Annotated in this window: 13 protein-coding genes and 2 pseudogenes; 13 read left to right on the forward strand and 2 right to left on the reverse strand. The window is 43.4% G+C overall.

Features of this window, described 5'->3' with window-relative positions:
• The first annotated feature begins 106 nt into the window (after positions 1-106).
• Positions 107-1,126 carry a Gfo/Idh/MocA family oxidoreductase gene (locus QMK20_RS12805; RefSeq protein WP_283656016.1) on the forward strand — a complete coding sequence of 340 codons (1,020 nt, stop codon included), beginning with the start codon at positions 107-109 and terminating at the stop codon, positions 1,124-1,126.
• 1 nt (position 1,127) lies between these two features.
• Positions 1,128-2,114: a Gfo/Idh/MocA family protein gene (locus QMK20_RS12810; protein WP_283656017.1), complete on the forward strand. Its 987-nt coding sequence runs from the start codon at positions 1,128-1,130 to the stop codon at positions 2,112-2,114.
• Positions 2,115-2,617: 503 nt separating this feature from the next.
• Here QMK20_RS12810 and QMK20_RS12815 read toward each other — a convergent pair.
• Positions 2,618-3,589, reverse strand: coding sequence for a hypothetical protein (locus QMK20_RS12815; protein ID WP_283656018.1), 972 nt, complete (start codon positions 3,587-3,589; stop codon positions 2,618-2,620).
• Between the two features lie 546 nt (positions 3,590-4,135).
• Between QMK20_RS12815 and QMK20_RS12825 the strand changes: the two genes are divergently transcribed.
• Together QMK20_RS12825 and QMK20_RS12830 are read left to right on the forward strand one after the other, a co-directional pair.
• Positions 4,136-4,501 (forward strand): hypothetical protein, encoded by a 366-nt coding sequence (locus QMK20_RS12825; RefSeq protein WP_283656019.1) that lies wholly within the window; start codon positions 4,136-4,138, stop codon positions 4,499-4,501.
• A gap of 45 nt (positions 4,502-4,546) precedes the next feature.
• Positions 4,547-5,764: a sialidase family protein gene (locus tag QMK20_RS12830; RefSeq protein ID WP_283656020.1), complete on the forward strand. Its 1,218-nt coding sequence runs from the start codon at positions 4,547-4,549 to the stop codon at positions 5,762-5,764.
• 772 nt (positions 5,765-6,536) lie between these two features.
• On the opposite strand, the pseudogene QMK20_RS12835 reads toward QMK20_RS12830, so the two are convergent.
• Positions 6,537-7,461: pseudogene (locus QMK20_RS12835) on the reverse strand (S66 peptidase family protein).
• 540 nt (positions 7,462-8,001) lie between these two features.
• On the opposite strand from QMK20_RS12835, the pseudogene QMK20_RS12840 reads away from it, so the two are divergent.
• The 9 genes and pseudogenes from QMK20_RS12840 to ppsA form a co-directional block, all read left to right on the forward strand.
• Positions 8,002-8,229, forward strand: a pseudogene (locus tag QMK20_RS12840) (MBL fold metallo-hydrolase); the annotation flags it as partial.
• A gap of 37 nt (positions 8,230-8,266) precedes the next feature.
• Positions 8,267-8,428, forward strand: coding sequence for an ArsR/SmtB family transcription factor (locus tag QMK20_RS27675; RefSeq protein WP_283656261.1), 162 nt, complete (start codon positions 8,267-8,269; stop codon positions 8,426-8,428).
• 332 nt (positions 8,429-8,760) lie between these two features.
• Positions 8,761-9,237, forward strand: coding sequence for an IucA/IucC family C-terminal-domain containing protein (locus QMK20_RS12850; RefSeq protein WP_283656022.1), 477 nt, complete (start codon positions 8,761-8,763; stop codon positions 9,235-9,237).
• The gene (locus QMK20_RS12855; protein ID WP_283656262.1) at positions 9,173-9,433 is read left to right on the forward strand and encodes a ferric iron reductase; all 261 of its coding nucleotides are present in this window, start codon (positions 9,173-9,175) and stop codon (positions 9,431-9,433) included. Before QMK20_RS12850 ends, QMK20_RS12855 begins: the two co-directional genes overlap by 65 nt.
• A gap of 115 nt (positions 9,434-9,548) precedes the next feature.
• Positions 9,549-10,535 (forward strand): ABC transporter substrate-binding protein, encoded by a 987-nt coding sequence (locus QMK20_RS12860; RefSeq protein ID WP_283656023.1) that lies wholly within the window; start codon positions 9,549-9,551, stop codon positions 10,533-10,535.
• Positions 10,536-10,781: 246 nt separating this feature from the next.
• A complete protein-coding gene (locus QMK20_RS12865; RefSeq protein WP_283656024.1) occupies positions 10,782-11,783 on the forward strand; it encodes a FecCD family ABC transporter permease in 1,002 nt (333 codons plus the stop codon).
• A complete protein-coding gene (locus QMK20_RS12870; protein WP_283656025.1) occupies positions 11,780-12,787 on the forward strand; it encodes a FecCD family ABC transporter permease in 1,008 nt (335 codons plus the stop codon). Before QMK20_RS12865 ends, QMK20_RS12870 begins: the two co-directional genes overlap by 4 nt.
• A 114-nt stretch (positions 12,788-12,901) precedes the next feature.
• A complete protein-coding gene (locus QMK20_RS12875) occupies positions 12,902-14,416 on the forward strand; it encodes a helix-turn-helix domain-containing protein (RefSeq protein ID WP_283656026.1) in 1,515 nt (504 codons plus the stop codon).
• A 1,161-nt stretch (positions 14,417-15,577) separates the two neighbouring features.
• The gene (gene ppsA / locus QMK20_RS12880; protein ID WP_283656027.1) at positions 15,578-18,193 is read left to right on the forward strand and encodes a phosphoenolpyruvate synthase; all 2,616 of its coding nucleotides are present in this window, start codon (positions 15,578-15,580) and stop codon (positions 18,191-18,193) included.
• Positions 18,194-18,247 lie beyond the last annotated feature (54 nt).

Here is an 18,247-nt window from a genome sequence, read left to right on the forward strand (position 1 = left end):
TCATTGATACAAATCATTGGTCGAATGTACCGTTATGGCGGCAAATCCTTTACGCACGACTTTCTTCTTCTATAATAAATGAAAAAGAGCCTGAGGGGGAATGAATATGTTGACCATCGGATACATTGGGAATGGCAAAAGCACCAACCGTTATCATCTTCCTTTTTCATTGAACCGAGATCACTTGAAAGTAAAGACGATATACGCCCGTAATCCAGATAAAGCGGAGTGGGAGAAAACGCCTGGCGTTCTTTACACAGATGATATTGCAGCCTTAATGAATGATAAGGAGATTCAGTTGATTGTTGTCTGTACACATACAGAGTCCCATTATTCTTATGCGAAAATGGCGCTCGACCACGGAAAGAATGTGCTTGTTGAGAAACCTTTCATGTTAACAAAAGATGAAGCGGTGTCCATCTTCCAATACGCCAAAGAGAAAAATTTGGTCATCCAATGCTATCAGAACAGACGATATGATTCGGATTTCCTCACTACAAAGAAAGTGATTGAATCAGGAAAACTTGGAGATCTGCTGGAGATGGAAATGCATTACGATTATTATCGACCGGAGATCCCGAACGCCACCTCCCATTTTTCCAAATATAACAGTTATTTATATGGGCATGGAGTTCACACCATTGACCAAGTGCTATCCTATTTCGGGAAGCCTGACACGATTCATTACGATGTTCGTCAATTGCTGGGCTCCGGGAGAATGAATGATTACTTTGATCTAGACTTTTATTATCCTTCACTCAAAGTATCCATCAAATCGAGCTTTTTCCGCTTAAAAGCGCGGCCAAGTTTTGTTGTATATGGTAAAAAGGGTGTTTTCGTGAAACAAACCGAGGACCGCCAGGAGGAACACCTAAAATTATTTTACCTTCCCAAGGGGCACGCCGATTTTGGTATTGATTTACCTCAGCATTATGGAATTCTAACGTACCTGGATGATGAAGGCAAGTATCATGAAGATAAAGTGGTCTCTGAAAAGGGCGATTATGCTCGAGTGTATGACGATATCTATCAAGCAATCGTACATGGCAAAGAAAAAGTGATTAAAGACGAAGAAACAATAACTGCTATGGAAATACTTGAAAAAGGCATAGAGGAGTGCAGCTAAAATGAAATTGGGAATCGTTGGAGCAGGAATGATTGTGGGAGATTTATTAAGCTTTATTCAGGAAATCCCTACAATTACCTTACAGGCAATCAGCTCAAGACCTAGTGACCAGGAAAAATTGCTGTCTCTGCAGAAAAAGTATGGGATTTCCCAGATCTATTCGGATTACAACAAAATGTTTGAGAATGATGATGTAGATACAATCTACATCGGGCTGCCAAATCATCTTCATTATTCATATGCCAAAGAAGCATTAATGAGCGGAAAGCATGTCATTTGTGAGAAGCCGTTCACTTCCAATTTACAAGAATTCATAGAGCTTAAAGAGATTGCTCAACAAAAAGAACTGGTATTAGTGGAAGCCATTACAACTCAATATCTAAAAAACTATTTGTCCATGAAGGAGTATCTGCCTAAGCTGGGTGAGATCAAAATAGTGGAATGTAATTATTCCCAATATTCATCACGATATGCAGCTTTCAAAGCGGGAGAAATCCTACCTGCCTTTAACCCGGAAATGTCTGGTGGAGCCTTGATGGATATTAATTTATATAATATTCATTTGGTTGTTGGTTTCTTCGGGAGCCCTGAGAAGGTGGAGTATTGGGCAAATATGGAACGTGGTATTGATACTTCAGGTATGTTGCTGCTGGATTACGGTGATTTTAAGTGTGTCTGCATAGGTTCCAAGGACAGTACAGCCCCCAATGCAGTGAACATTCAAGGCAATAAAGGATATATACACATGGCAAGTTCAGCGAATGTCATCGAATGCTTTGATTATGTCCTCAATAAGGAAAAGTCAATTCGGGTAGATCTGAAAGAGCATCCGCATCGCATGTATGACGAATTCGTTGAATTTGACCGTATCATCAAAGAACATGATTTGGAAAAAGTCGCAGTCATGCTTGAGCATAGCGAGAAGGTTATGAACGTTATTGAGATGGCCAAGCAATCCGCAAATCTTGTATTCGGACCTGATAAATAATACTTTCTGGATTTCTTGAATATCATTCGTATTTTTTTATGCACTGATCTGATGGAAAGCTCATTCAGATCAGTGTTTTTTTGTAACACGTTAAACAGAGAGTTCAAAAACGAGCAGAGGAAAAATTTAAACTTTGGTATAAGTGATAGAGCACGGATGACTTGATGTTCATCGCTTTGTTGGTACGCGTTTGGATGATTAAATAAAAATACATATATTTAATTATAGGGCCTCAGCAGAAGACCTTCTGGAGCCGGTCCAAGGCATGTTAACCGATAAATTCGGTGTCATGTTCCATACCAACTGTGGATACACGTCAAAACCTCCAAACCCTTTACCGGCTGGAGGTTTTCTCATGTTATTCCGTAATCAGAAAATTATCGGCTTCAGGCTGTGAATAGCCGTTCATCCTTTAGTACGCCTACTGAGTCCACTTTGGCATTGACCCTTAAGGTGCTGACTTTTCCTATCTTCATAGCCATGTTCAGATGGCAGGAACTTGATCAAGCATTTTTCTGGATCTTCGAAGGGTTGTTAATCTTAATAGCGACTGGGTGCTTGGCAAGTTTTTTCTTGATCATTTTAGCCTCGAAAGTGAGGGTGTCGCCTATTTCCAGCTCCTGCTTCTTCATTGTGGTGCTGTGGCTTGACCAGGCCTCGCCTACCACCAGCACATCCGGTTCCAAGATGGATACCGCTTCATAGATAATCACTTCGTCATCACTATCTGCAAAATGGTTCGGTACTGTCGTGAACTCTTTCACAACAGCAGTCATTTTCACCTTGCCTTCCGGCAGCTCCAGCTTGGCCGCCTTGGCCCGGGTGGTTTTGGCTGGAGGTGCGGCTTCCAGAAGCGGCTTGCTGCTAGGGCCGACATATTCTTCCACCAGACCATCTGGGTCACCCTTGAAACCGGAACCAGAACGCTCGGCACCAGTCTCTATGCCGTCATCCATACTGTCTTCCATGTCACCTGCGTTTGCGCCCAAGAACGGGTCCACGCCGTCGGTTTCACTCGCAACTTGCTGGTCCAATTCGGGTGCTTCTCCATCCATAGCTGCCGAATATGTATCCATTCCCGCCTTGTCCATGGAACCAGCATCTGCAGGGGAGGCAGTGCCAGCTTCGCTTGTATTCGTCGCAGCTGCCGTGGATAGGAATACTGAATCGTCGCTCTTGTCTGTTCCGGCAGCGCTGGTATTGCGTACCCCGAAGCTGGAAGCCTGCATCTCTTTCAGATAGGAGGGATGAATGCAGTGCTTCTGGCCGTTGTCGAACTCAATAACCGTAGTCATGTAATCAACACACCCCACTATGGTGCAGGGGACGTTCAGGTCGTTGCCTTTATAATAAAAAGTCTTGATCTTGGTCGCCTTCTCCGATAGAAGGCCCCATGTCCTGCACTGCTCAATTAGCACATCCTCGTTGTGAAATGCTGTATATGTCTTCGGTTCAATTATAAATGTATATGTCATTGACGAATTCCGCCTTTCTTACCACTTCTCAGGAGATTCTAATCCAAGTCGAAATTAACACTAGTGTATCATAAAATTGCTATCCCTTCATTAATCCGATTGCCACACACGACTACCGAGCCGACTGGTCCGACATAAAGCAGCAGAAGGGAGGATGGGGAGGTGTGCAGAATCGAGAACCAGATGAACTTCTGACGGCCGAACCGGTCCGCCAGCGCTTCGCCCAGGAGTGTGACAAAACTTTCAGTTCATTAACTATATTCCCTATTTCATCCAGACCAGAAGTGGAAAAGTATACTTGAGCAAGCAACATTTCCAGCCTTCTATTCAATTGTACAGGTACAGATTTTGGTTGTATGACTCGGCTAAAGTTCAAGACTCAATTAGAGTAGTGTATCTGCTCAATATAGCTTTTGTAAATGGATTGCTCGTAGCATCAATGGAAACCTTAACAGATAAAAAAGGTAGAAAGCCCTGTAACATTGTCCACACACTTGGACCCGGAGTTCATATGGTAATAAAAACGGATTGAAAGGTAGTGATTTCATGGCTTTAACAACTGGAATAATTACAAATACGGGAACGACCCCTGCATCGAACCTTGTAATCAACATTAGTAATGATAATCTTAGTTTTTCATCTAACGTTGTTTATCACATCTACGTATGGAATAGCTTGGTGAGTAAATCACTGGTTTATTCCAATTCCCTGACGATCAATGCGAATACTAATCAAATTCTTAGTTTCAACATCGCAGGTAATACTTCTTACGAAGTTCAATTTCTTGTTACAGGCACTGTTCCAACAGATACTGTCATCACTGTATTCGGAACGGATTCATCCGGAAACGTAATTCCTCATCAAAAAGTGCTGCAAGAAGAACTCACTCAAATTGCCCAACTTAACCCATAAATTAAAGTAACCGCAGTTTCATTAATATAGAAGGGGAGAGTAACTATGGTAAACGTCCAAATCTCGCCAAGTACTAGCGCTCAGTTTGAGCCAACCATCGCGGTAAACTGGCTAAATCCCTCCGTTATGGTGGCGGTGGCTGTAGATCTCAGTGCAGGACCGCCGAATATTGGCTTATACAAGTCAATTGATGCAGGCGCAACATGGAGCACGACGTTACTCCCTTTACCGACCGGGTTTGCTGGCATAGAGGCGCCTCATATTGATTATTTTTTCCCCAATTCGTTCGTAGTGGCAGCTCACGCCTTTGATTCGGACGGTCTCAGTGGAACGATTGTGTCCTATGCCTCTAACGACAATGCAACTTCGTTCGGACCGCCAGTTATTGTGAACCAGGGATTTGGACAGTTTGTCAATGACGATCAGGTGGTTGTTATCGCCGATAAGGCAGGGTCCAGCCCGTTTTTCGGAAATATTTACACGGGTTATACTCACGATTACAACACGCAATTTATACCGGGAAATACAATATTCTTCAATCGTTCCCTAGATGGGGGAAACACTTACTCTAGCCCAAGCCTCATATCTTCAATTACCGAGTTTGAAGAATTTCCGGGAATCGCAATCACATTAGATGGAATTCTTATCGTAGGTTGGATTACCCAACCTCCAGGCAATTCCGAATTTAATACGCGTACATCACTAGACGGAGGAACAACATTCAAGACGGAAACCATGGTTGCTCCGGTGGTTGTTCCACCTTCGCCACTACCGGGATACCAATTCAGGTGCTTAACGTATCCCTCCTTGTCAGCGGACATTTCAAACGCACCAACGTCCCAAGGAAATGTTTATGCAGTGTGGCAAGACTTTCGGCAAGGTTATTCCGATATATTTATAACAACTTCCACAAACTTTGGCGTAGATTGGGGTGCGCCGACGCCTATTACAAACAGTCCGGTAGGGTCCCAGAGCTTTTTCCCGGCCATCACCGTCTCCCCAACGGATGGAGCGGTGTTCGTTTCCTATTATACCAATCGATTAAATCCGCCTGATATTGACGTTTTTCTTGCTACATCGAGGGACGGTGGAATAACGTTTACAAATACCCGTATCACGACGACTTCGTTTAGCGTCGCAGGCCTTCCCCTAATCGGAGACTACATTGGTAATGCCATTGTCCCTCAAACAGGCCGTCTTGTTACCGTTTGGACAGACACACGGACAGGAACTGAAAACATTTGGTTTGGCGATAACCAATAACGAAAAAGTGATCCACACAGAAAATCAGGAATCGAAATGAATAGCCTACGTTCTAATGACGTGTTAAGGAATACGAAAAAATGTACAAAGAGACTTGTAAGCAACGTAAGTTGGTGATTCAGATGACACAGAGAATATACGTTAGTGACTCCCATTTCTCTAGTTGGACCGAAGCGGCGGTCGAACTAGAGCTACCGGTCTAACAGGTACCACCAGCCCTAGTTTTGTTCCTGGGCTGCGTTCTTTCACGAATTGAAGCAGAGTCCGCCATATCCCTTGCCATGTTGGCAAAGGGGAACAAACAACTTCGCTATCCCTACATTTAACACGGATTACCTTCTTGTCAATTACCTTTTTCATCCACTGAGCGATTGAAATGGGATGGCAAGAAGCGATGGTTAGCCCCTTAGTGGTTCTATTAAGATAAAGAAGCCTTTCTTCAGGGGATCATGCTGTTTTCCCCGGAGATTGCAAGTTTGCCGGAAGGCGGGATGACGTCGGAAAATCGGGGGCTGCAGTGCATTGCTTGATTGCAAATGAACGGCAAACAAACAGGTAAAGCTCAATTCAGAGGTTTATGTAAAAACGGGTAAAAGAATGTATCTGCGGGTTTGATTGAAGACCTTTTCGAATGATTGGTCTCCCGAATTCAAATACAATTTTAACGCCGTTAATAGACTATTTCTTTTGCTGTTATCTCGTTAGTACAGTTGCTAATATTGGCAATATTAACGTATTGTGAAGCAGTTCGTCTGCCCCTATGAATCGATGGTTATACACTGACGGTGGGTCCAACCACAGTTATTGAATTATTGACTGTATTGAGATTAACCGTTGCGCCAATCGGCAAAGCCGCTTTATAAAGACCATGACCTGTTGCAAGGTTCGTTATCAGGGGCTTACCAAGAGGTATAACGAATTCTTTTATTAAATCCTCATAGGATGTGCCGTATGCCGCCTGACAACCTGTGCATTCCCCCATAATAATGCCGATGCAGTCACGAAATTTTCCGGCCAGCTTCAAATCATTCAAGTACCTGTAGACGGTATTGGTAGGTTCATGTGTTTCTTCAAGAACCAGAATTTTACCCCGTGTATCGATTTCGAAAGGCGTACCCAACGTATCGACAAACGATGTCAGATTACCGCCCACAAGCGGACCCGTAACGTTGCCCGGAACCCGGCTTATCAGCGGAATTCCCGGAGGATTCAGGATCGGCCGGGTTAATGAATATAAGGTTGTAGCGGAAAAAAAACTGGTCGAAATTATAGGCGGGCGTTTCGGATTTGAAGTCAATAAGCAGCAGACTATGGAATGTTATTAAATCCACATATTGATGCAGTACGTTTAACATTACCGTTATGTCACTGTAGCCTGTAACAATTTTTGGATTATTCCGGATCACATTATAATCAAGATATGGAAGAATTCCTGCCACTCCTGTACCGCCTCTGGTGGGAAGTATCATTTTAACCTGCTTGTTTTGAAACATCATCATCAAATCGGATGCCCGCTGCTCGTCTGTGCCGGCTAGAAACCCGTTTTGCGTATATACATATTGACCCAATACGACATTGAACTCCATTCCTCTCAAAGATTCGATCCGTGCATTAATTATATTTGCATCCAGCGGGCTACCCAAGGTAACGATTCCAACGGTATCACCTCTCTGCAATATTGGCGGACGTATCGGCATATACTTATCTTCCTTTCCTGAAAATAAAGAAGCCATCGTGATATTATGTCTTTAGATTATATTAGCAAAGCCGGCTGCACAGTACTGAAAAGGAGCTAACGGTTATATTAAGTCACTTTGGGATAAAAGTAATATTAATAATTAGATGGGGGAATATGGGGATTAAGGTCGAATGACTCAAAATCCCCTACATATCTTTAACACCAAAAGCCCTTAATAGCAGGTTTTTTATTTTTCAATGTAGGTAAATTTTTGTCACGTAAAAAATGAACAAATGTTCCTACATCATGAGTTATTGACATAAATATCACCACATAACGTCAGGTAAGAGGAATAGTACAGCATACGCAATAAAAAACACTTCATTTGGAGATGAGTTCGAAAGGAGCAGTAGAGGGACAAAAACCTTAAGGAACAATATACACAAATCAGAAGGCTCTAAACGCATGGTAGAAAAATTTAGCGATTGTACGAAAGCCTAACAGCATTGGGAGTGAAACACGTCAATCCATCTCTATTGCCTTAAAGGAGAGACGCAAGATGTCCGATTCGATTAAGGTTCACATATTACATTGCGGACAAGTACAGGTTGATATCGCGGTTCCATTCAGGCAGAAACCATGGAACCCTCTCGCAGCCACAGGCATTTTCCGCTTAAAAAAACACCAAATCACACTTCCAGTTTCTTGCTATTTGATTGAACATCCCAAAGGGCTTGTTCTAATTGATACAGGCTGGCATACCGCTTTACGTGGAGATCAGATTAAATATATGGGCAGATGAAGTTATCAGGTGAACTTAAAACCTGGCGAACTTACAAAAAACCAACTTATCTCGTCCAGTTGTATCTCACCATGTAAAGGTTTTGAAAGATGCAAACATGATTGAAGTTGTAAAAGAGGGAACGAAAAATTACTATTTCATAAATGTGATGAAAAGCGATATTCAAGGTTATAAAGCTATTTGAAAATATCGATTTATTTATAACGGAATCTCAGGAAGCTCCAGATAGTTCAGAAGAGTAGACTTGTCGCTAGGAACCCTTTTAGAATCGCATCATCGTGGTGTGGCTTGCTTGAGTTTGAAGACATGCTGTAGGTGAGTTATAACAAAAGCCATCAATAAATTCTTGATGGCTTTACTGTTACGTAACACTTAGAACTCAAAACTCGTATAAGCGAAAGTGCCATGCTCGTAACCTTTATAAAGTAGCTTCGGTTGGTTATCTTTATTAGCCATATACCCGGTGTTTTAAAACATCTCTCGCATGGTGTGTTTTCCTGTATCTAGAGGAAAAGTATGTATCCTCTGCTTGAACCTGACGAGTCGGCGATTCCTTTCAATGCGCTGGTTACGCTGGACCATGATGGACACCCGGTGGTGATTGATCCTTGGGTGAAAAAGTATGGAACTGATGAATGGCTGTCTGATCTGCTACAGACCTCTGTACAACCGCTGATTCACTGGTTGTTCGCTCAAGGTATTGCACTGGAGTCGCATGCACAAAATATGCTGCTCATTCACAGGAAAGGCAAGCCCTCACGCATTGCCCTCAAGGATTTTCACGATGACATCCGGTTTATGAAAAAGTCACTTGCGGATCCGGATTCTTGTCCAATCCTTGTTGAAGTACTGGAATATCACCGTCGTTTGAACCGCAATTCATTCCTTGAGACGGATAAACCGGTAGAAGTACAAGATTTTATACATGATGCAAGAGCATTATCAGGTCACAGAACATCACTTCTGGAACAGGGTTCGCGGGATCATTGGTGACTATCAGCTGCGATTCCTTGAATATAACGAACGGTACGAGCTGTATTCCTTGTTTGATCCAAAGATCGGGGTAGAGCAATTGACGAAGCGCCGTTTGTTTCCAGATGATGAATTGCGCATTCATCAGATTCCGAATCCATTAGTACATACGTTTATGTATAAATATGGATTGAATAAGGATGAATTTAAAAAATAGTATATGAGATCAAAAGAATATTGCATGGACAGAAACTGGAATTATGAGATATTGTTTTAATAATGATAATCATTATTAATTGGGTTATTAAATAGAATCAAGGGGTTGAATTGCAATGCAAGCAGAGAGACAGGAAATGGGGATTAAACCGTGGGTCCATTCGGTTATGCTGGCTGTACTTATGCTGCTACTCGCGGGCTGCGGAAATTTCGGTTCGGGTACTGCGGCGGAAACGGCACCGACGGACACCAAACAGGAAGAAACAGTAGCCAATACTGGTGATACACGTACGATTAAGGATGCTTATGGGGATGTTCAGGTCCCTGCGAAAGCCAGTCGAATTGTTGTACTGGACATTGGAGCTCTGGATAATCTGCTGGAAATGGGCATCAAGCCTGTAGGCGCACCTTCAATCTTGACGGCAGGAGATCCTTACCCGGTATATCTAAAAGGTACTGATGGCATCGAGAACATCGGATCTGTGAATGAACCGAACCTGGAAGCCATTGATGCACTGAAGCCAGATTTGATCATTGGTAATAAAGATACACATGATGCCATCCATGACCAGTTAAAACAAATCGCCCCTACCGTGTTTGTTGAGACATTGGGTGTAACGTGGAAGGAAAATCTGCAGCTTCATGCCGATGCTGTAAACAAGCTGGAGGACGGTAAGAAACTGTTGGATACATATCAGCATCGCATTAAGGAATTGAAGTCCGCACTTGCGGGCAAGGATGTCAAGGAAGTATCGTTGTTCCGTCCACGTGAAGACAAAATTCAGGTCTATCTGAAAGAAACCTTTGCAGGTACAATTATGGAAGACGTCGGAATTGTTCGTCCCGCAGTACAGCAGGATGCAGGCTTCTCCAAAGATATCACTGAAGAACAGATTGCCGATCTTGATGGTGACGTCATCTTCTGGTTCAACCGTGAGCCTGATGCCTTCGCCAAGCTGGAGAAAAGTCCGCTGTGGGCAACATTGAAAGGGGTTCAGAATCAAGCTGTGCACCCTGTTGACTGGGAGTACTGGATGAGCGGACTGGGTATTCAAGCCGTGAACAAAGTAGTCGATGACTTGAATACGTTTGTGGCCAATTAAGAGCTAAGCGTTCTGAGACACTTCTTAAAAATGAATTTCTGAAGCAGCACGTTATCCCTTCGCTCATGCTTTAACATGGTCATAGGTTAACCGTAGAATTGGGTCGTCGAATGTGACGATCCAATTTTTCTGCATACTGCTCGTCTCTCATTATACTCATCTCCTATTATAATAGAGGGAAAAAATTTACGTATCCGTTTTTTTATAACTACATAATCAAGCAACAAGCAGGGTGGAGGCCGAACAATGAACACGAACACCGGTATTAAATTCACTGGTTTAGCGACTATAATCTTGTTAACACTTCTCACGTTTCTATTCAGCATCATGTTCGGCATCGTACAGATTCCATTGCGTGCTGTCGTTGATGCATTCTATTCGTTCGATGGTTCCCGTGAACACCTAATCATTCGAACCGTTAGGCTGCCAAGAGCAATTATCGCTGCAGGGGTTGGCAGCTCACTGGCTGTAGCTGGATGTTTAATGCAGGCGATCAGCCGCAACGCCCTGGCAGGACCTGAACTGTTCGGTATCAATTATGGCGCAGCACTTACCGCGGTACTTGCTTCCTTTTGGCTGGGAACCACATCCCTGCAATTATTTGCATGGTCTGCTCTGTTGGGAGCAGCGGTTGCAGGAATACTGGTATTCCTTCTCAGTTCCACGGGCAGACAACCCTTAACTTCAGTAAAGCTGGTACTGGCGGGAGCTACGTTGAATTTACTTTTTGCTTCATTGACCCAGGGTATTCTCATACTGAATGAGCAATCCCTGGATACGATGCGATTTTGGTTGGCAGGTTCGTTGACAGGCAGGGGTCTGGATCTATTCATTCAGGTACTGCCTTATCTGATCATTGGAATGATCTGTGCGTTTGCACTAAGCAGCCAGTTGAACATTTTGGGTCTGGGAGATGAAGTTGCCCAAGGATTGGGGCAGCAGATGATGATGATCAGAATGATCTGTATTATCGCCATTGTTCTGCTGGCTGGAAGTGCAGTGGCACTTGCAGGACCGATTGGATTTGTTGGGTTGGCCGTTCCACACATTGCAAGGCTGATAACGGGCAGTAACTATCGTTGGGTAATGCCTTACTCCGCTGTTCTGGGGGCGTTGTTGCTGCTCACGGCTGATATTGGGGCGCGATTTGTACTGCCTGGGCAGGAAATTCCCGTTGGAGTGGTCACAGCCTTCTTCGGTGCTCCTTTCCTCATTTATCTAGCCCAAAGAAAGGAAAGATCGATGTGATTTCTTCTATTATAAAGCGACGCGCAATCGCAATCATTCTGATTCTGATTCTGTTGAATGCAGGAACACTTGTTCTTAATGTTATTTTAGGAGATCGTTCTATCCCTTCGGGAGAAGTATTGCGGAGCTTGATGGGTAGGGGAGATCAGGAATATCACTTCACTATTCATCAGTTAAGACTCCCCCGGGTGCTCACTGGTTTCCTGGTTGGGTGCAGTCTCGCAATGGCGGGAACGATCTTGCAGGTGATTACGAGGAACCCGCTCGCTTCACCGGGAGTTATCGGACTGAATTCGGGTGCAGCAGCGGCGGTAGTTGCCATCATGGTACTGGTTCCTTCTTTTCCGATGCGTGATATGCCTTGGATCGCCTTCACTGGAGCCTTTCTTGCTGCCGCTGTAATCTACGGATTGTCATGGAGAAAAGGAGAGGCGAGTTCTACTGTTCGCATGCTGCTAATTGGTGTAGGCATATCCGCGATGGCGGGTGCGTTAATCACTTATTTGCTGACCGTGGGCAAAATATTTCGGGTCTCCCAGGCCTCTGTGTGGATGGCAGGCAGTCTATATGGACGAACGTGGGAACACTTCTGGCCTTTGTTACCCTGGTTACTCATTCTGTTACTTCTATTAATATGGATGTGCAGAGTTCTGGATATGTTTCTGCTGGATGTGCAGTCGGCCGCAGGGTTGGGTCTTCGGGTGGAAATGATGCGAGTTCTATTCATTCTAATAAGTGTAGGACTGGCCGGATCTGCGGTGTCGATGGCAGGAACCATTGGATTTGTTGGATTAATGGCACCACACATGGCGAAGCATATGGTAGGCAGCCGTAGTTTGATCCGCTTGCCGGTAGCAGCGTTGCTGGGCGGGCTGATCGTAATGCTTGCAGATCTCGCAGGACGAAAATTGTTCGCTCCGTATGAGATTCCAGCCGGATTAATTACTGCTTTCATCGGAGCACCTTATATGATCTATTTGCTGTTACGGCGCAGAGCTATATAATGAAGAAAAGGATTCAGAATGTAAGAAAGGCTGGTGCATCTTTTAATGCCGTCCTATGTGAACGAAGCCAATCTAATCTATCTTTTATCTTCAGTACGTAAAAGGAAGTTTCCAATGACCCGAAAAGCCAAACATGTTCGGGTTTCTGTATTCATATTATGCTTCATTACAGAGGGCGAAGGTGTTATTGTGCTTGATGGTACACTACAGAAGGTTCGTCCCCTTCAGTTATACTTGCTCGTACCAGGTATGATCGTGGAATTCCCTGAACAAGGCAGTACGTATGAATATTATGGAATTTGGTTTGAACCAATCAGGCTTACGAAGACCAAAGGAAGATATGATGCCATACCTTCCTTATCATTATCCGGTGCACTCTCGCCAGGGTATATTGCAGTGCATCACCCTCAACAGATCCTTCAGCAGATCGTTCAGCTGTATCAACACAGCAGGCAGGAACGAAGCCGGGATTCCTTGGGGCAGAGGATTCAGTTGGAGGAATTGATCCAAGATATCGTGCAGAATGAACCGGAACAGCTTGCTACTTTAATGGATGAACGGGTTGAACGGAGCATCCTTTATATGGAGCAGCACTATACGGACAAAGTAAGCATTGAACAGCTGGCTAAAGCAGCAGGTGGTATGCCGCGGGTTGCTTTTTCACGTTTGTTCCGAAACGAAACAGGATTGCCCCCAGTCGAGTATCTGAGCAATGTGCGTATGACCCGGGCGAAGCAGATGCTTAATGTGAAGAACAGTCGGGTGAAGGAAGTGGCGGCTGCGGTCGGTTTTCGTAGTGAATTTTATTTCAGTCGCATGTTTCAGCGCATGGTGGGAGTGTCACCAACATTATATATGAAGCGGGGCAGATTAAAGGTTGCTGTAGCTTCCTCGCTGGGATTCGACGACCATCTGAAATCGGTTGGAATAGAGCCTGTCTGTGTGGTGGATCTCTTCCAGTATCCAGGTCAGAGCAATGAACAGTATGCAGAACGATTGCATAGCCAGCTGCTGGAATTGGAGCAGTCCAATCCAGATATGATCATTGCCGACCATTACCACACAGAGTTCAGGGAGCAGTTCAAACAAACGGCTGCACCAGTATTTCTGGATTTCTCTGTATGGGACTGGAAACGTAACTTCGAGAAAATTGTTGAGTTGGTCAACCGGGAACGGGAGGCCTCTGAGATGCTGACACGTCTGGATGTGCAGATTGAGACAACAGGACAGACGCTGCGCCGTGTTTTGGGCCAGGAGCGCATCACTATTATGCAAGTCAGCCACCGGACGATTGGAATTCAGGGGAGGGTAAACCACCCGCTGAATGAGCTGGTATACGGGGAACTCGGCCTGCGCCCAGGCAACCAGGCTCCTGCAGAACTGTGGCGAATGGAGCTGCAACCGAAATCTATGCCTGTATTGGAGACAGAGCATCTTTTTATCCATCAACATCATGTTCTTGCTGGCAGCGAAAAACTCTATCACGAGTTGACGAGAACGTCCGTGTGGCCACAGATTCCGGCGGTGAGGCATGAAAAAGTACAGCGTATTCCCAATTGGTTCGTGATGAGCTGGACACCTTTAGGCAGACAACGCATTATGAATGAATTGCTAGATAAGCTTCAGTAACGTATTGAATTCTATAATAAGTCAGTGCAAATGGACGACGCTAACTATAGCATTTCATTCGCATCTCAGAGGATAGCGATGTTCGTACTTTATAATCCAACTACTGAATAAAAACTGATTCAAAAGCATGTTGAGGAATATGTAAAAAATTAAATTTCTAAGCCGCCAATCCGAGCGATACCCTTGGAAGAATGTAAACGTTACTTCGCATCCAAACCCGATTTTATGTACTCGCAGGTTTTGACAGTAAAAGGAGCTGAAAGCACTGTAACCATCGATGGAGATTTCTTTATCTGGTATATCGCATAGAAGTCGCCACGATGGCGGCTTTTCGTATTATCAGGTTAGCCAGAATCTTGTACTCTAAGGTTTTAGAAAACCATTAAAGTTAACGTCGCTGTTATGCTATAACAATAATATGATATTTACTAGAAGCATTGGAAATAGGATTAATGACTATAAGACTGCTAAGGATGGTTCAATAAATTTATTATGCCATCGGAAAAACAAAGATCCGAGTATTTCGGGCTTAGTTGTGGTGCCTCCGTAAGGGGACACTTTTTTAGTGTCTTTATAATGTTATAAGAAACTCGCGAAAGAGCAGCGGACTCGTGACCAAGCAGGAGCATCCAGTAGGCCGATATCCTGCTTGTTTCCCGAAGTCCAAGAGTTGTCGGGTGATAAGAACATTATCTCATTCCCGACGGATTTTTATGAAGTGAAAATGGAGATATAAGAAATCGTAGGTGCTCAGGATGAGTTTGAAAAGTTCCAATAAATGAAGAACTGTAGGAGAAAAATTCAGTGAGGTAGCCGCGCTTCGTTCGCTGAACTAACGGGCAGGTTAGCTCAATAAGAACCCGACGCAACTTCAGGATTTCCTTAGGTTGCATAGGACCGCTAGGGAACTATGCAGTGACTGAGTTCGGCTCGAACCATGGTTTTTGATGTGACTAATGATAGCAGGAAACCAAAAAAGAACCTGGATAGTTTTATCAGGTTCTTTTATATTGCATATAAAACAGACACGATGATATAATCGGATTACGACTTTTATAATTTTCATGGACATAATTAATACATCTTATATTTCAACTTTACCATGCCGGTAAACTCTTGTCAAATGATTTTTCTCAATTTAATGGTTAGGAGAAATGCTGAATGAGTTCTTTGGTTCTCGGTTTTCAAGAAATGGAAAAAACGCAGCTTTTTCTCGTTGGCGGAAAAGGGTTAAATTTAGGGGAGTTATCAAAAATTGAAGGAGTACAAGTACCAGAAGGTTTTTGTATTACAACAGTGGGTTATCAAAAAGCCATTGAACAAAACGAAACATATCATGCTTTGTTGGATCGACTAACAATACTAAAAGTAGAAGATCGAGATCAAATTGGTGAAATCAGTAGGAAGATTCGACAAATCATTATGAAAGTGGAAATTTCTTCCGATGTTGTGAAAGCAGTTACTCACTATCTCTCCCAGTTTGGCGAGGAACATGCTTATGCAGTGCGTTCAAGTGCGACTGCTGAAGATTTGCCACATGCCTCTTTTGCTGGTCAACAAGACACCTATTTAAATATCATCGGCAAAGAAGCAATCTTGCAGCATATCAGCAAATGTTGGGCTTCCCTATTTACGGATCGCGCGGTTATCTACCGTATGCAAAATGGATTTGACCACAGTCAAGTTTATTTATCCGTTATCGTTCAAAGGATGGTTTTCCCACAGGCTTCAGGAATTTTATTTACCGCTGATCCGATTACATCCAACCGGAAGCTGCTATCAATCGATGCCAGTTTTGGACTTGGAGAAGCACTGGTCTCTGGCTTGGTATCTGCCGATTGTTATAAAGTACAGGAAGGGGAAATCGTCGATAAGAGGATAGCAACCAAAAAATTGGCTATCTATGGACGGAAAGAGGGCGGAACAGAGACACAACAGATCGATCCTGATCAGCAAAAGACTCAAACACTTACTGAACAACAAATTTTACAACTGGCACGCATCGGAAGACAGATCGAAGCTTATTTTGGTTGCCTACAAGATATCGAATGGTGTTTGGTTGATGATACTTTTTATATTGTCCAGAGTCGTCCAATCACGACTTTATACCCGATCCCTGAAGCGAAAGATCAAGAAAATCACGTTTACGTATCTGTCGGTCACCAACAAATGATGACGGATCCCATGAAACCACTAGGATTGTCTTTTTACCTGTTAACGACCCCAGCACCCATGCGAAAAGCTGGCGGGAGGTTGTTTGTTGATGTTACACAAAATCTGGCTTCGCCTGTCAGCAGAAAAATGGTAATAGATTCCTTGGGGAAATCCGATCCGCTCATAAAAGACGCACTTATGACCATAATAGAGCGAGGAGATTTTATAAAGACGTTACCACATAACAAAAAAGAACTGAGTCCCAGTAAAAGCAATAAAGGGTTGCCGTCTGCGGGTTTTCAAGCACAAACCGAAAACAATCCGACAATCGTTTCTGATTTGATTAAGAGTAGTCAAACATCGATAGCAGAGTTAAAACAAAACATCCAAACGAAATCAGGATCAGATTTATTTGATTTTATTCTAGAGGATATCCAGCAATTAAAGAAGATTTTATTTGACCCTCAGAGTTTGGGTGTGACTATGGCTGCTATGGATGCTTCAACATGGATCAATGAAAAGATGAACATGTGGTTAGGTGAAAAAAACGTAGCAGACACGCTTTCTCAATCTGTACCAAACAATATTACTTCGGAAATGGGTCTGGCGCTATTGGATGTCGCAGATGTGATTCGTCCTTATCCAGAAGTGATTGATTATTTACAACATGTAAAAGATGGTAACTTTTTGGATGAACTGGTTAAGTTTGATGGTGGACAGGAAACTCAAGACGCTATCTATGCTTATCTCAATAAATACGGAATGCGATGCAGCGGAGAAATCGATCTTACTAAAACCCGCTGGAGTGAAAAGCTAACTACACTGGTCCCCATGATTCTCAGTAATATCAAAAACTTTGAGCCTAATGCCAGCCATCGGAAATTTGAGCAAGGGCGACAGGAAGCCATGAAAAAAGAACAAGAATTATTAGATAGATTGAAGCAATTACCGGATGGTGAACAAAAAACCAAAGAAACCAAACGAATGATCGACTTAATCCGGAATTTCAGCGGTTATCGGGAATATCCAAAATACGGCATGATTAATCGCTACTTTGTTTATAAGCAGGCTTTACTGAAAGAAGCTGGACAACTCGTACAAGCGGACATTATTCATGAAAAAGAAGATATATACTATCTCACTTTTGAAGAACTTCGCGAAGTCGTACGCACAAATAAACTGGATTACCAGATCATCAGCAAACGAAAAGACGAATACAAGTTTTATGAAAAACTAACTCCACCACGTGTTATCACGTCAGATGGTGAAATCATTACAGGTGAGTACAAACGAGAAAATCTCCCAGTCGAAGCTATTGTAGGTCTACCTGTTTCTTCCGGAGTTATAGAGGGACGAGCACGTGTCATCTTAAACATGGAAGATGCTGATCTGGAAGATGGAGATATCTTAGTCACCTCCTTTACTGACCCTAGCTGGACAACATTGTTTGTATCCATAAAAGGCCTAGTCACCGAAGTTGGTGGACTGATGACCCATGGAGCCGTTATCGCACGTGAATATGGCTTACCAGCAGTTGTCGGAGTGGAGAATGCTACCAAACTGATAAAAGATGGGCAACGAATTCGCGTGCATGGAACAGAAGGGTATATCGAAATATTGTAATGGCTGAATACGTCAAGTAATAGCCTCTGTCATAATGGACAGCATTAAATGCAA

Source organism: Paenibacillus sp. RC334, assembly GCF_030034735.1.
In the GTDB taxonomy this organism is placed as follows: domain Bacteria; phylum Bacillota; class Bacilli; order Paenibacillales; family Paenibacillaceae; genus Paenibacillus; species Paenibacillus terrae_A.

Excerpts from the sequence above, each read along its gene's own strand:
- QMK20_RS12805 (WP_283656016.1), top strand. The coding sequence starts at position 107 with ATGTTGACCATCGGATACATTGGGAATGGCAAAAGCACCAACCGTTAT.
- QMK20_RS12860 (WP_283656023.1), top strand. The coding sequence starts at position 9,549 with ATGCAAGCAGAGAGACAGGAAATGGGGATTAAACCGTGGGTCCATTCG.
- QMK20_RS12825 (WP_283656019.1), top strand. The coding sequence starts at position 4,136 with ATGGCTTTAACAACTGGAATAATTACAAATACGGGAACGACCCCTGCA.
- QMK20_RS12850 (WP_283656022.1), top strand. The coding sequence starts at position 8,761 with ATGTATCCTCTGCTTGAACCTGACGAGTCGGCGATTCCTTTCAATGCG.
- QMK20_RS12815 (WP_283656018.1), bottom strand. The coding sequence starts at position 3,589 with ATGACATATACATTTATAATTGAACCGAAGACATATACAGCATTTCAC.
- QMK20_RS12810 (WP_283656017.1), top strand. The coding sequence starts at position 1,128 with ATGAAATTGGGAATCGTTGGAGCAGGAATGATTGTGGGAGATTTATTA.
- QMK20_RS12875 (WP_283656026.1), top strand. The coding sequence starts at position 12,902 with ATGACCCGAAAAGCCAAACATGTTCGGGTTTCTGTATTCATATTATGC.
- QMK20_RS12865 (WP_283656024.1), top strand. The coding sequence starts at position 10,782 with ATGAACACGAACACCGGTATTAAATTCACTGGTTTAGCGACTATAATC.
- QMK20_RS12830 (WP_283656020.1), top strand. The coding sequence starts at position 4,547 with ATGGTAAACGTCCAAATCTCGCCAAGTACTAGCGCTCAGTTTGAGCCA.
- ppsA (WP_283656027.1), top strand. The coding sequence starts at position 15,578 with ATGAGTTCTTTGGTTCTCGGTTTTCAAGAAATGGAAAAAACGCAGCTT.
- QMK20_RS12855 (WP_283656262.1), top strand. The coding sequence starts at position 9,173 with ATGCAAGAGCATTATCAGGTCACAGAACATCACTTCTGGAACAGGGTT.